The 13,610-nt window shown below is 70.5% G+C and carries 11 protein-coding genes; 8 read left to right on the forward strand and 3 right to left on the reverse strand.

The genetic code is table 11. The features are described 5' to 3' along the window. The first annotated feature begins 48 nt into the window (after positions 1 to 48). From AB3M83_RS01830 to mnhG, 6 genes are read left to right on the forward strand one after another with little or no spacing between them, the layout of a single operon-like run. Positions 49 to 2,970 carry a Na+/H+ antiporter subunit A gene (locus AB3M83_RS01830; RefSeq protein WP_412944680.1) on the forward strand — a complete coding sequence of 974 codons (2,922 nt, stop codon included), beginning with the start codon at positions 49 to 51 and terminating at the stop codon, positions 2,968 to 2,970. After that, entirely contained in the window at positions 2,967 to 3,482 is a 516-nt protein-coding gene (locus tag AB3M83_RS01835) for a Na(+)/H(+) antiporter subunit C (RefSeq protein WP_412944681.1), read from the forward strand. Before AB3M83_RS01830 ends, AB3M83_RS01835 begins: the two co-directional genes overlap by 4 nt. Next, a complete protein-coding gene (locus AB3M83_RS01840) occupies positions 3,479 to 5,050 on the forward strand; it encodes a Na+/H+ antiporter subunit D (protein WP_412944682.1) in 1,572 nt (523 codons plus the stop codon). Before AB3M83_RS01835 ends, AB3M83_RS01840 begins: the two co-directional genes overlap by 4 nt. Further along, the gene (locus AB3M83_RS01845) at positions 5,040 to 5,636 is read left to right on the forward strand and encodes a Na+/H+ antiporter subunit E (protein ID WP_412944683.1); all 597 of its coding nucleotides are present in this window, start codon (positions 5,040 to 5,042) and stop codon (positions 5,634 to 5,636) included. Before AB3M83_RS01840 ends, AB3M83_RS01845 begins: the two co-directional genes overlap by 11 nt. After that, positions 5,633 to 5,905: an MrpF/PhaF family protein gene (locus tag AB3M83_RS01850; protein ID WP_412944685.1), complete on the forward strand. Its 273-nt coding sequence runs from the start codon at positions 5,633 to 5,635 to the stop codon at positions 5,903 to 5,905. Before AB3M83_RS01845 ends, AB3M83_RS01850 begins: the two co-directional genes overlap by 4 nt. After that, positions 5,902 to 6,258, forward strand: a complete 357-nt coding sequence (gene mnhG, locus AB3M83_RS01855) for a monovalent cation/H(+) antiporter subunit G (protein WP_412944686.1) — start codon at positions 5,902 to 5,904, stop codon at positions 6,256 to 6,258. The genes AB3M83_RS01850 and mnhG overlap by 4 nt, the downstream gene beginning before the upstream one ends. A gap of 76 nt (positions 6,259 to 6,334) precedes the next feature. On the opposite strand, the gene argG is transcribed toward mnhG, so the two are convergent. Together argG and AB3M83_RS01865 are read right to left on the reverse strand one after the other, a co-directional pair. Next, positions 6,335 to 7,765: an argininosuccinate synthase gene (gene argG, locus AB3M83_RS01860; protein WP_412944687.1), complete on the reverse strand. Its 1,431-nt coding sequence runs from the start codon at positions 7,763 to 7,765 to the stop codon at positions 6,335 to 6,337. Positions 7,766 to 7,788: 23 nt separating this feature from the next. Next, on the reverse strand, positions 7,789 to 8,526 hold the full coding sequence (locus AB3M83_RS01865; RefSeq protein WP_412944688.1) for a Pr6Pr family membrane protein: 738 nt from the start codon (positions 8,524 to 8,526) through the stop codon (positions 7,789 to 7,791). An 87-nt stretch (positions 8,527 to 8,613) separates the two neighbouring features. On the opposite strand from AB3M83_RS01865, the gene AB3M83_RS01870 reads away from it, so the two are divergent. Together AB3M83_RS01870 and AB3M83_RS01875 are read left to right on the forward strand one after the other, a co-directional pair. After that, positions 8,614 to 9,900, forward strand: a complete 1,287-nt coding sequence (locus AB3M83_RS01870) for an adenylosuccinate synthase (RefSeq protein WP_412944689.1) — start codon at positions 8,614 to 8,616, stop codon at positions 9,898 to 9,900. Continuing rightward, on the forward strand, positions 9,900 to 11,060 hold the full coding sequence (locus AB3M83_RS01875; protein WP_412944690.1) for a lactonase family protein: 1,161 nt from the start codon (positions 9,900 to 9,902) through the stop codon (positions 11,058 to 11,060). The genes AB3M83_RS01870 and AB3M83_RS01875 overlap by 1 nt, the downstream gene beginning before the upstream one ends. A 13-nt stretch (positions 11,061 to 11,073) precedes the next feature. Here AB3M83_RS01875 and AB3M83_RS01880 read toward each other — a convergent pair whose 3' ends face one another. Then, positions 11,074 to 13,596 carry a beta-mannosidase gene (locus tag AB3M83_RS01880; RefSeq protein ID WP_412944691.1) on the reverse strand — a complete coding sequence of 841 codons (2,523 nt, stop codon included), beginning with the start codon at positions 13,594 to 13,596 and terminating at the stop codon, positions 11,074 to 11,076. Between the last annotated feature and the right edge of the window lie 14 nt (positions 13,597 to 13,610).

Below are 13,610 nucleotides of genomic sequence, written 5' to 3' on the forward strand. Positions count from 1 at the left end.
CCGTAGAATCGAGGGAGACGACCCCCGCGACGTGCAGAGGAGGCCAGGTTGCTGATCCTCCTCGCCGCGTTCGCCCTGGTGCCGTTGATCCTGCCGGCGCTGGTCTCGCGCTGGGGGTCCCGCACCTTCCTCGTCGCGGCTGTCGTTCCCGCCGCCGCCTTCGTGCACACGGCGATGCAGGCCCCTCGCGTCCTCGCCGGTGATATCCCGTTCGAGACATACTCCTGGATCCCGGACCTGGGCGTCCAGATCTCGATGCGCATGGACGTGCTCGCCTGGGTGATGTCCCTCATCGTCACCGGCGTCGGCGCCCTGGTGATGATCTACTGCCGGTGGTACTTCGCCGGCAAGCGGGACGGGCTCGCGGTCTTCTCGGCGGTGCTCCTCGCCTTCGCCGGCGCCATGTACGGGCTCGTGCTCACCGACGACATCGTGGTGCTCATCATGCTCTGGGAAGTCACGAGCGTGCTGTCCTATCTGCTCATCGGCTTCTACCACCGCCGCGGCGCGAGCCGCCGCGCGGCGCTGCAGGCGCTCCTGGTGACCACGCTCGGCGGGCTCGTCATGCTGATCGGCGTCGTGATCCTCGTCGTCCTCTACGGCACGACGAGCATCACCACCATGGTCGAGCAGGGACTGATCTTCACGGGCGGTCAGGCCGTGCTCCTGGATGCCGCGCTCGTGATGCTCCTGGTCGGCGCGCTGAGCAAGTCGGCGATCTTCCCCTTCCACTTCTGGCTCCCCGGTGCGATGGCGGCGCCCACGCCGGTCAGCGCCTACCTCCACGCCGCCGCCATGGTGAAGGCCGGCATCTACCTCATCGCCCGCTTCGCCCCGGGATTCGCCGACGCCGAGCCCTGGCGGCCCATCATCATCGTCCTCGGGCTGTTCACACTGCTGCTGGGTGGCGTGCAGGCGCTGCGCGAGTCCGACCTCAAGCGCGTGCTCGCCTTCGGGACGGTCAGCCAGCTCGGGATGCTGACCGTGGTCCTCGGCTACGGCGAGCGGAACTCGGCGCTCGCCGGTCTCGCCCTCCTCGTCGGCCACGCGCTCTTCAAGTCGGCGCTGTTCCTCATCGTCGGCATCATCGACCGCCAGCTGAACACGCGCGACATCGGCGAGCTCTCGGGCGTCGGACGCCAGGCGCCCACCCTCGCGACGTTCTCGATCATCGCGATCGCCTCGATGGCGGGCGTCGCGCCGACCCTGGGCTTCGTCGCCAAGGAGGCGACGCTCACCTCCTTCCTCGAGGGCGGCTCCGACCCGGTCGCGTGGGTGCCCCTGGCCGGCATCCTGCTGGGGTCGGCCCTGACCGCCGCCTACGGCATCCGTTTCGTGTGGGGCGCGTTCTGGACGAAGAAGGACGACGCGGGGGAGCGGATGCCGCGGACCGAGTGGCCCGATCCGCCGCTCGGCTTCATGGTCGCGCCCGTCGCGCTCAGCGGACTGTCGGTCGTCGCCGGCTTCGCCGCGCCCGTGGTCGACAGCGCGCTCGCGGGCTACGCCGACACGATCCCGGCCGAATCCGGCGGCGAGCCGTACCACCTGGCGCTCTGGCACGGCTGGGAGCCGGCGCTCTTCCTGTCGCTCGGCTCGATCGCCGTCGGCGCCGTGCTGTTCTGGCTCTCGCGGAAGAGGCCGTGGACGTCCCGCGTCATTCCCTTCAGCGCATACGACGTCTACAACGTGACGCTGCGAGGCATCGCCCGTCTCGCCGTCTGGACGACGTCGCTCACCCAGCGCGGCTCACTGCCCTTCTACGTCGGGACCATCTTCATCGTGTTCATCGCGGCGCAGACGACGGCGCTGGTCGTCGGCGACGAGTGGCGCATCGCCTACGACGCCTGGCAGAGCCCCGCGCAGCTGGCCGTGGCGCCGATCATGATCCTCGCGGGGTTCGTCGCGGTCCGTGCCCGGAAGCGCTACACCGGTGTCGTCCTGGTGTCGGTGACGGGCCTCGGAATGGTACTGCTGTTCGCGACGAGCGGCGCCCCCGATCTCGCGCTGACCCAGATCCTCGTCGAGACGGTCACGCTCGTCGCGTTCGCCCTCGTGCTGCGCCGCATCCCGGCCCGCCTCGGCGACCACAACGCCTCGGTGCTGCCGGTGTTCCGCGCGGTGATCGGAATCGGCGTCGGCATCACGATGGCCGCTGTCGCCCTGATCGCGACCGGCGCGCGGGTGGCGGACCCGATCTCGGACCGGTTCGCCGACCTCGCCTACGAGATCGGCCACGGCAGGAACGTCGTCAACGTGACACTGGTGGACCTCCGCGGCTGGGACACGATGGGCGAACTGTCGGTGCTCATCCTCGCGGCGACCGGTGTGGCCTCGCTCGTCTTCGTCACCCACCGCGCCGACACGCTGTCCATGGTGACCCGCCCCCTGCCGACGGAAGTGGTCCGCACCCGTCGCCCCCTCGTCGAGACGGCCGCCGGTCCGCGCCCGCGCGCGTCGTCCCCCGAGAGCACCCGGCAGGCGTGGCTCGTGGGCGGCCAGCGGGTGCGCCCCGAGAACCGGTCGCTGATGCTCGAGGTCATCGTGCGCGTCCTCTTCCACACGATCATGGTGGTCTCGCTCTACCTCCTGTTCGCCGGGCACAACCTCCCGGGCGGCGGCTTCGCGGGCGGCCTCGTCGCCGGCATGGGCCTCGTCATGCGCTACGTCGCGGGAGGACGGTACGAGCTCGGCGCGGCGGCGCCGACGGATGCCGGCCGTCTGCTCGGCGCCGGCATGCTCATCGCGGTCGGCACCGCCGTCTTCCCGCTCCTGTTCGGCGAGGAGCCGCTCACGAGCACGTTCTGGGAGGCGCACCTTCCCCTCCTCGGCCACGTCGAGTTCGTCTCGTCGACGCTGTTCGACATCGGCGTGTACCTCGTCGTCATCGGTCTGGTGCTCGACGTCCTGCGCTCCCTCGGCGCCGAAGTCGACCGGCAGACGATCGAGCAGCACGAGCGGGTGATCGCATGACCGTTTCCCTCGTCCTCGTCATCGTCATGGGCGCGCTGTTCGCGGCCGGCGTCTACGCGATGCTCGAGCGGAGCCTCACCCGCGTGCTGATCGGCTTCCTGCTCCTCGGCAACGCGGCGAACCTGTTTCTGCTCATCGTCATGGGCGAGCCCGGCATCGCTCCCTTCTTCGGCGCCGACCCGGAGGAGATGAGCGACCCGCTGCCGCAGGCGCTCACCCTGACCGCCATCGTCATCACCTTCGCCGTCTCGGCCTTCCTGCTGGCGTTGATCTACCGGTCCTGGCAGCTCGGCCAGGCGGACACCGTGGTCGACGACGAGGCCGACCGCGAGGTGCGCGAGCGCGCGGCCGAGGACGAGGACACCATGGACGACGAGATCACCGACGAGGACGACGACGCGACGACCGACTTCCTCGGCACCGAGACGTCGCCCATCCGGCTCCTGCACACGCAGGACGTCGCCGAGCTGCGCGACGACGCTCCGATCGACCGCCCGGGCGGTGACCGATGAGCGCCCTGGTTCCGCTGCTGGTCACGCTGCCGCTCCTCGGCGCCGCGGTCGCGCTGATCTTCGGTCGCCGCCGTCGCGTGCAGGTCGGCGTCTCGATCACGACCCTCACGCTCGTCGCAATCGTCGCGGCGGTGCTGCTGTACGCCGTGGATGCCAGCGGGATCCCGCTCGCGGTGTCGGTGGGCGGCTGGCCGGTGCCGTTCGGCATCGTCCTCTACGTCGACCGGCTCGCCGCGCTGCTCGTGGTCGTCTCGAGCATCGTGCTGCTCGCGGTCCTGCTCTTCTCGGTGGGACAGGGCGCCGCGGACGGCGACGACGAGACCCCGGTCTCGATCTTCCACCCGTCCTATCTGATCCTCGGCGCCGGCATCTTCAACGCGTTCATCGCCGGCGACCTCTTCAATCTCTACGTCGGATTTGAGATCCTGCTCGTCGCGTCGTACGTGCTGATCACGCTGGGCTCGACCGAATCCCGCATCCGCACGGGCGTCGTCTACATCGTCGTGTCGCTCGTGTCGTCGATCCTGTTCCTCGCCGCGATCGCCGCGATCTACGGTGCACTCGGCACGGTCAACATGGCGCAGCTGGCCGACCGGATGACCGAACTGCCCGACGACGTCCAGCTCGTGCTGCACCTCATGCTGCTGCTCGCGTTCAGCATCAAGGCCGCGGTCTTCCCGCTCTCGTTCTGGCTGCCGGACTCGTACCCGACGGCCCCGGCACCTGTCACGGCGGTCTTCGCGGGCCTGCTGACGAAGGTCGGCGTCTACGCGATGATCCGCACCGAGACGCAGATCTTCCGCGACAACGACGTCAACACGATGCTGCTGATCGTCGCGCTCGCGACGATGCTCGTCGGCATCCTCGGCGCCGTCGCCCAGGCCGAGCTCAAGCGCATCCTGTCGTTCACGCTCGTGAGCCATATCGGCTACATGGTGTTCGGCCTCGCGATCGGCACCGGCGCATCGCTCGGCGCGACGATCTACTACATGGTCCACCACATCGTCGTGCAGACGACGCTGTTCCTCGCCGTGGGGCTCATCGAGCGCCGCGCGGGATCGACCTCCATCCTGCGGGTGAAGGGTCTGATGCGCGCGGCGCCGCTGCTGGCGGTGCTGTACTTCATCCCCGCCATCAACCTCGGCGGCCTGCCGCCGTTCTCGGGGTTCATCGGCAAGTACGCGTTGTTCGACGCGGCGGCCGAGGTCGGCACGCCGCTCATGTACGTCCTGATGGTCGGCGGCATCCTGACGTCGCTCCTCACGCTGTGGGCGCTCATGCGCGCCTGGAACCTCTCGTTCTGGCGCGAGGAGGAGGACCACGCCGATGAGCCCGGCGTGGTGGATCGCCTCTCCTACCTCGACGACGCGCCCGCCTCGGGCGTGCAGACCAAGCGCCGGGTGATCCCGCGGGTCATGACCGCGGCGACCGCGGGCATGGTCGTGGTGACGGTCGCCCTCACCGTCTTCGCCGGCCCGCTGTACCGGCTGTGCGCCAGCATCGGCGAGGCCCTGCCCCACCCGGTGTCGATCGTGCAGCTCGAAGGCGAGGTGGACGATGCCGACTGAGAGGCGTCGCAGCGCGCTCACCGGACTCTGGCGGCAGCTGCCGTTCTTCGTCTGGCTCATCGCGGTGTGGATGATGCTGTGGGGCCAGGTGACCCTGCTCGCGTTCCTGACCGGCGCCGTGGTCGCCGTCTTCGTCACGCTCGTCTACCGGCTGCCTCCGGTGGAGCTGTCCGGCCGCCTGAACCCGTGGTGGCTGCTCGTCTTCGTGCTGCAGTTCATCGGAGCCCTCGTCCGCGGCTCGCTCATCGTCGCGTGGCAGGTCATCGACCCGCGCCGGCAGCCCGGGACGGCGGTCATCGCGGTGCCGCTCGTGACCGACGACGACCTCATCATGGCGCACGTGGGCATCACGGCCTCGCTGATCCCGGGGTCGCTTGTGCTCGAGACCGATCGGGACCGGCGGGTCATCTACCTCCACGTCCTCGGGACCCGGAGCGAGGCCGACGTGGAGCACCACCGTCAGTCCGTGCAGCTGTGGGAGCACCGGCTCGTCCGCGCCGTGGGCTCGCCTGCGCAGCTCGCCGCGGTCCGCGCCGCACGCGCCGCGCGGAGCGCCGGCCAACCCGCCTCGGAGGCGAGCCGATGACCACCATCCTCATCGTCGTCATCAGCGCCGTGTTCGCCGTCTCGGCCCTGCTGACGGTCTGGCGCATCATCGTGGGGCCCTCGATCCTCGATCGCGCCGTGGCATCCGATGTCCTGCTGACCCTCCTCATCTGCGTGCTCGGCGCCGAGATGGCGCTCAACCACCACACCCGGACGCTCCCCGTGCTGCTGATCGTCGCGGCCGTCGGGGTCTTCGGGTCGATCACCATCGCGCGCTTCGTCGCCCGCCGGGACGGAGCCGAACGATGACCGAGATCCTGCACGTCGTGTCGCTGCTGCTGATCCTCGCCGGCGCCCTGCTGTGTCTCACGGCTGCGCTCGGCCTGCTCCGCTTCACCGACGTCCCCACCCGGCTGCACGCGGCCACGAAGCCGCAGGTGCTCGGCCTGCTGCTCATCGTGCTGGCGGTCGGCATCGAGCTCCGGTCGTGGGCCGCCGTCGCCTTCCTCGTCCCCGTCATGCTGATCCAGTTCGCCACGGCCCCGCTGTCGGCGCACATGGTCGGGCGGCAGGCCTACCGGAACGGGTCGATCGACCGCGACCAGGTCTTCACGGACGAGCTGGCCGAATCTCAGGGCACCCCGCCCGCCGCCGGCGGCTGATCGCGCGCGGCGCCGCCCGCGAGAACGACGACGGGCGTCCCGCCGAAGCGGGACGCCCGTGTCAGGATCGTCGCGGTCAGTCGGCGCCGAAGTCGAACGACGCCGAGTCGCCGGCCTCCTCGACGGCCTCGGCAAGGTCGTCGGTCGGCTCGACGTGGCCCGTGATGGCAGCGGCGCCGCCCTTCTCGAGGTCGCCCACGAGCTCGGCGGTGGCGCCGCCGATGAGGCCGAGACCCACGTAGTGCTCGAGCCGGGAGCGGGAGTCGGCGATGTCGAGATTGCGCATCGTGAGCTGCCCGATGCGGTCGGTCGGGCCGAAGGCGGCGTCGCCGACGCGCTCCATCGAGAGCTTCTCGGGGGAGTACGACAGGCCGCGGGATTCGGTGTTCAGGATCGTGTAGTCCTCGCCGCGGCGCAGGCGGAGCGTGACGGTGCCGCTGATCGCGGACCCCACCCAGCGCTGGATCGACTCGCGCAGCATGAACGACTGCGGCTCGAGCCACCGTCCCTCGTACATGAGGCGACCGAGGCGGCGACCCTGCTCGTGGTACGTCGCGAGGGTGTCCTCGTTGAGGATGCCGTTCACGAGGCGCTCGTAGGCGATGAACAGCAGCGCCATGCCCGGGGCCTCGTAGACGCCGCGGCTCTTCGCCTCGATGATGCGGTTCTCGATCTGGTCGCTCATGCCGAGGCCGTGACGACCGCCGATCTCATTGGCGGCCATGACGAGCGCGACGGCGTCGGAGTGCTCCACGCCGTTGATGGCGACGGGGCGACCGGCCTCGAAGGTGACCGACACGTCCTCGGTCTCGATGGCCACCTCGGGGTCCCAGAAGCGCACGCCCATGATCGGCTCCACGATCTCGAGCGACACGTCCAGGTGCTCCAGGGTCTTCGCCTCGTGGGTGGCGCCCCAGATGTTGGCATCCGTCGAATAGGCCTTCTCGACGGAGTCGCGGTACGGGAAGCCGTGTGCGACGAGCCACTCGCTCATCTCGGTCCGGCCGCCGAGCTCGGTGACGAAGTCGGCGTCGAGCCACGGCTTGTAGATGCGCAGGGCCGGGTTCGCGAGCAGTCCGTAGCGGTAGAACCGCTCGATGTCGTTGCCCTTGTAGGTGGAGCCGTCGCCCCAGATGTCGACGCCGTCCTCCTTCATCGCGCGCACGAGCATCGTGCCGGTGACGGCACGGCCGATCGGCGTCGTGTTGAAGTAGGTACGGCCGCCGCTGCGGATGTGGAAGGCGCCGCATGACAGCGCGACGAGCCCCTCCTCGACCATCATCGGCTTGCAGTCGATGAGGCGGGACCCCTCGGCGCCGTACTGCAGGGCACGGCCGGGGATCGATGCGATGTCGTCCTCGTCGTACTGGCCGAGGTCGCCGGTGTAGGTGAACGGGACGGCGCCCTTGTCGCGCATCCACGCGACGGCGACGGAGGTGTCAAGGCCCCCGGAGAAGGCGATGCCGACGCGCTCGCCGACGGGCAGGGACTGAAGGACCTTCGACATGCCCTCCAGTCTAGTGAGCGGGCTCAGGCCGGATTCGCCTCGCGTTCGGCGGGGACCGCGGCGGGGTGGGATGCCGCATGGGCGCGAGCCCGCAGCTTCCCGACGCCCACGACGATCGCGCCGATGACGACGAACGCGATCGCGATGCCGATGACGTAGGCGGTGACGCCGCCCCAGCCGTTGACCCCGTTCGGATTGAGGAACGGGTACGGGTACCAGAACGGCACGCCGTCGTCGGGGTCGGTCACGAGCGGTCCGCGGGCGAGCGTGTAGCCCACCCACACGAGCGGGAAGGCGAGGGCCGTCAGCACCGCGCCCCACGGCAACGACCGGCGACCGGGTGCCAGCAGGAGATCGACCAGGAAGAACAGCGGGGCGATGACGTGCAGCACCTCGTTGGTCCACGGCACCTCGGCGTCGGCGGCGGTCAGGTGCCGGAGTAGCAGGTTGTAGACGATGCCGGTGATCGCGAGGTACGTCGTGGCGCACGCGAGTGCGAGCGTGAGCGTCCGCGGCTCTCGGGCGGACCCCCGGTGCCGCCAGTACCGGACGACGGCGATGAGCAGCACGACGGCTCCGAACGCGTTCGAGAGGATCGTGAAGAAGCTCAGGAAGTTCACGACCACCGTGCCGACGTCGCGTCCGTCGGCCACCGCGTCGACCACCGTGGAGCGGAACTGCGTGACGATCGCGGCGATCATGACGACCGCCGCCGAGAGCCGAGCGACCGACCAGGCCGCCGGAGGGATCCGCATGCGCATGACGGCACATTAGCGCCGACCGCAACAGGACGGCGGATCCTCGCCCGGTAGGATGGGGTGTCACCGTCCGATCACGGGGGAGTAGCCATGCCAGGCATTGTCATCGTCGGCGTTCAGTGGGGAGACGAGGGCAAAGGCAAGGCCACCGATCTCCTGGGTGAGCGCACCGACTGGGTCGTCAAGTTCAACGGCGGCAACAACGCCGGTCACACCGTCGTCATCGGCGACGAGAAGTACGCGCTGCACCTGCTTCCCAGCGGCATCCTCTCGCCGGGCGTGAACGCCGTCATCGGCAACGGCGTCGTCATCGACCTCGAGGTCCTCTTCGCCGAGCTGACCGCGCTGCAGGCGCGCGGCATGGATGTGTCGCGACTGAAGGTGAGCGCCAACGCGCACATCATCACGCAGTACCACCGGACGCTCGACAAGGTCACCGAGCGCTTCCTCGGCAAGCGCATGATCGGCACGACCGGGCGCGGCATCGGCCCCACCTACGCCGACAAGATCAACCGCACCGGCATCCGCGTGCAGGACCTGTTCGACGAGAACATCCTGCGCCAGAAGGTCGAGGGCGCGCTCGACCAGAAGAACCACCTCCTCGTGAAGGTCTTCAACCGCCGGGCCATCACGGTCGACGAGGTCGTCGAGGACCTGCTGTCGTACGCCGATCGGCTCCGGCCCATGGTCGCGGACACCGGATTGCTGCTGAACCAGGCGCTGGATGCCGGCGAGGTCGTGGTCTTCGAGGGCGGCCAGGCCACGATGCTCGACGTCGACCACGGCACCTATCCCTTCGTCACCAGCTCGTCCGCGACCGCCGGCGGCGCGGCGACCGGGTCGGGTGTCGGCCCCAACCGCCTCGACCGGATCGTCGGCATCGTCAAGGCGTACGCGACCCGCGTCGGCTCGGGACCGTTCACCACCGAACTGTTCGACGAATCCGGCGACTTCCTGCGCTCGCGCGGATTCGAGTTCGGCACCACCACCGGCCGTCCCCGCCGGGTCGGCTGGTACGACGCCCCCGTCACCCGGTACGCGACGCGCATCAACGGGCTCACCGACCTCGTGCTCACCAAGCTCGACATCCTCACCGGGATCGAGCGGATCCCGGTCTGCGTCGCCTACGACGTCGACGGGGAGCGGTTCGACGAGGTCCCCGTCAACCAGACCGACTTCCACCACGCGACACCGGTCTACGAGTACTTCCCGGGCTGGACCGAGGACATCTCCACGGCGCGGACCTTCGAGGACCTGCCGCAGACCGCGCAGGACTACGTGCTCGCCCTCGAGAAGATGAGCGGGACGCGCATCTCGGTGATCGGCGTCGGCCCCGCCCGCGACGCGGTCATCGTGCGGCACGAACTCCTGGACTGATGCGGTTCCTGCTCGGCGGGTACTCCGCCGACAGCGGCGGCTCCGCCGATGGGATCGGCCTGCTGCACGCGGGCGGGATTGACTCGCCGCTCGCGAGCGGTCCGCTCGGCTACGGCGGCACGGTGGCCGCCGCCGAGTCGCCCTCCTGGCTCGCGTGGCATCCGCATCTCGACGTCGTCTACGCGACGCTCGAAGGTCGCGGCGCGGTGCAGGCCTTCCGGCGCACCGGCGATGACTCCTTCGCGCGGCTCGGCGCTCCCGTCCCGGTCGGCGACGCGCCCTGCCACGTGCTCGCGCTCGCCGAGGCGCTGTTCGTGTCGTGCTGGGGCGATGGCCGGGTGGTCCGCGTCGCCCTCGACGCGGGCGGGCGGCCGGGCGAGGCGACGGCCTGGGCGGCTGTGGCATCCGACGGCGCCGACACGTCGGACACGGGCGACGGCGAGGGCGGCGACGGCGCGGGCGGAATCGATCTGGCCGCCGCGACGCGGGCGCTTCGCGAGGCTGCCGGCGAGTACGCGCACCTCGTTCCCGACGTCGTCGCGCCCGTTCCCCTGCCGGCGACGGATGCCGCGGCGCCGCGCCCGTCGCGGGCTCATCAGGCGGTGCTCCTGTCCGGGGGCCTCCTCGCCACGATGGACCTCGGCCGCGACCTCGTCCGCCTCTGGCGGGGTGGCCGGCTCGCCCAGGAGATCGCCCTGCCCACCGGGACCGGCCCCCGACACGGGCTGTGGCATCCGAGCGGACACCTCTACGTCGTCACGGAGACGTCGGCGGAGATCTTCGTCCTCGCGCCCGACCGGGCCGGAGCCTGGCGGGTGCTCAGCGGCATCGCCCTCGGTGCGATGCCCGGCGACGCGGCCGCCGAGATCGCGCCGTCGCACGAGGCCGAGCACCTCTACGTCGGGCTGCGCGGCAGCGACACGATCGCGGCGGTGCGGGTGCGCGGGGGCGGCGACCGCCTCGAGCCCTTCGCCCTCGCCGAGGCGGGTGCGGCCTGGCCCCGGCACCACCTCGTCGCCCGCGACACCCTGCTGGTCGCGGGTCAGCACTCCGACGAGGTCGTGTCGCTCGGCATCGACGGTCGCACCGGCGCGCCCGGCCGGGTGCGGCACCGGACCGTCGCGCCGACGCCGACGGCGATCCTCCCCTTCCGGGCCTGAGGGCCGCGCCGGCCTATCGGACGGGTGACGGCGCGACGAGCTGGTTCACGGTGCGGAGCACGTCCGGCGCCGTCAGCTCGACGAGGCCGATCTCCGCGGGGGCGTTGCCGATCTCGAACGTCGTGCTCTCGCCGGCCAGGAGGGTGACGAGACCCGCGTCCACGGTCGCGTCGGGCGCCGCCTTGTCGACCAGCAGGGTGAGCTGAGCGAGCAGCGTCGTCGCCGTGACCGTGAGTCGATGCACATCGCCGCTCGCCTGCAGCTCCGCGGTGAATCCGGGCTTGGGCAGGTCCAGGCGGCGGTGCTCGTCGAAGAACCACTCGGCACGGTGCTCGCCGAGGGTCGCCCGCAGCACCTCGCGGGACGGGTCCCGCGCATCGAGCGACGGCGGGAGCTCGGTCGTGACCGCCCCGCGCGGCGGGACGACGACGGGGGAGGTCTGCTCGGCGAGGACTCCGCCGTCGAAGTGCAGGCGAGTGCAGCGCAGCTCTCCGCGCCACTCCTCGTCGGTGTCGTTCACCGCCACGACGGCGAGGCCGCCACCGCGTGGCTGCACCGTGAGCAGGCGGTCGGCGTGTGCGATCCGAAGAGCGTGGAACAGCGGCTTCTCCCGACCGGCGCCGTCCACCGCAGCCCACGAGGTGACGGGCCAGCAGTCGTTCAGCTGCCAGACGATGCTCCCCATGCAGTGCGGCTGGAGCGACCGGAAGTGCTCGATCGCGGTGCGCACGGCATCGGCCTGATTGAGCTGCATCGCCCAGTGCCAGTCCGCCATGTCGTCCGGCATCCGAAGGTGGGGAAGAAGGCCGTCGGTGAGCTTCTGATTGCCGTGCACGGCCTTCTGATGCGTGATCATGCCGGGCGACTCGGGCGTGAGCGGCTCGTCGTGCACGGCGTCGGTGAGGGTCGTCCAGGTGGGAGGGCCCTGCCAGCCGAACTCGGCGACGAAGCGCGGGCGGTAGTCGCGATAGTGACGCCAATCGCGCTGATTCCAGATGTCCCAGATGTGCGCGGTCGCGTGGGCGGGGTCGTTCTGGGCGTGCGCGCCCGGGTAGCCCTCGGAGGGCGAGAACGGACTCGCGTGGGTGTACGCGACGTGCGGTGCCAGGTCGGCGACGACGGCGGGGAAGATCTCGAAGTAGTAGAGCTCACCCCACGACCTGCCGTCGAGACGCTGCGGCCAGCCCCACTCCTCGTAGCCCCACACGTTCTCGTTGTTCCCGTTGAACAGCACGAGCGAGGGGTGGGAGGAGAGCCGGCCGACCGCTTCGCGCGCCTCCGCCTCGATCTCGGACCGCAGCGGCTCGTCCTCGGAGTACGCGGCGCAGGCGAGGAGGAAGTCCTGCCAGGTGAGGATGCCGCGCTCGTCGCACCCGTCGAAGAAGTCATCGCTTTCGTAGATGCCGCCGCCCCAGACCCGCAGCAGGTTGATGCCGGCCGACGCCGCCTGATCGAGCCGTCGTGCGTAGCGCTCCGGTGTGACCCGGGGGAGGAAGGCGTCGTCGGGGATCCAGTTCGCACCCTTCACGAATACGGGGCGGTCGTTGACGACGATCACGAACGAGGTGCCCTCCTCGTCCGCACCCATGTCGAGTCGGACGGTGCGGAACCCGAACCGGCGATGCGCCGTGTCGAGCGTCGCTTCGTCCCGGACGAGGCGGACGTCGAGCTCGTAGAGCGGCTGCTCCCCGTGGCCGACCGGCCACCACAGCTCGGGGGCGTCGATCGTCACCTCGACCGCACCGCTCGGCGCACGCGAGGCGAGTGGCACCGTCGAACCGTGCCGCACGCCGTCGGGACCGGTGACCGTCGCGATCAGGGCGAGGCCTTCGGCGTCGCCCGCCGGATCGGCGTGCGCGAGATCGGCGTGCGCGACGACCCGGCCCTGTCCGTCGTCGACGGTGGGCACGAGGCGCACCGACGTGATCCGCGCCGTCGCCCACTCCTCGAGCCGCACGTCGCGCCAGATCCCCGAGGTCGAGGTGTCGATGCCCCAGTCCCAGCCGAACGAGTACGCGGCCTTGCGGATCGCGTTGTAGGGGTGGTGATTGGCGTGCGGGCGGTAGCCGAGCTCGGAACTGGCCGCATCCGCCGCGCGGATGGGCGAGCGCAGCACGACTGACAGCCTGTTCGCGCCGGGCTGCAGCAGGCCGCTGACGTCGAAGCGGTGGGAACGGTGCTGGTTGACGCTGCGACCGAGCCTCGTCCCGTTGAGGTCGATCTCGGCGATCGTGTCGATGCCGTCGAACACGAGCTCGGCGCGGTCGAGCCCGCCCGGCTGCCAGTCGAACTCGACGCTGTAGCGCCAGTCGCAGAGTCCGATCCAGGCGAGCGTGTGCTCGTTCGTGTCGAGATACGGGTCGGGGATCAGGCCGGCGGCGAGCAGGTCGGTGTGCACCGTGCCGGGGACGGTCGCCGCGATGGTGTCCGGCAGCTCCGTCCCCGCGAGCCCGCCTTCGAGGGTCAGCGCCCAGCCGTCCGCGAGTCGCCGCTGGATGCGTCCCGCGGCCGTGCCGGTGCGTCGCTCTGTCGTCATGCCGCTTCCCGTCG

This window comes from Microbacterium pasadenense (assembly GCF_047246565.1).
GTDB lineage: Bacteria > Actinomycetota > Actinomycetes > Actinomycetales > Microbacteriaceae > Microbacterium.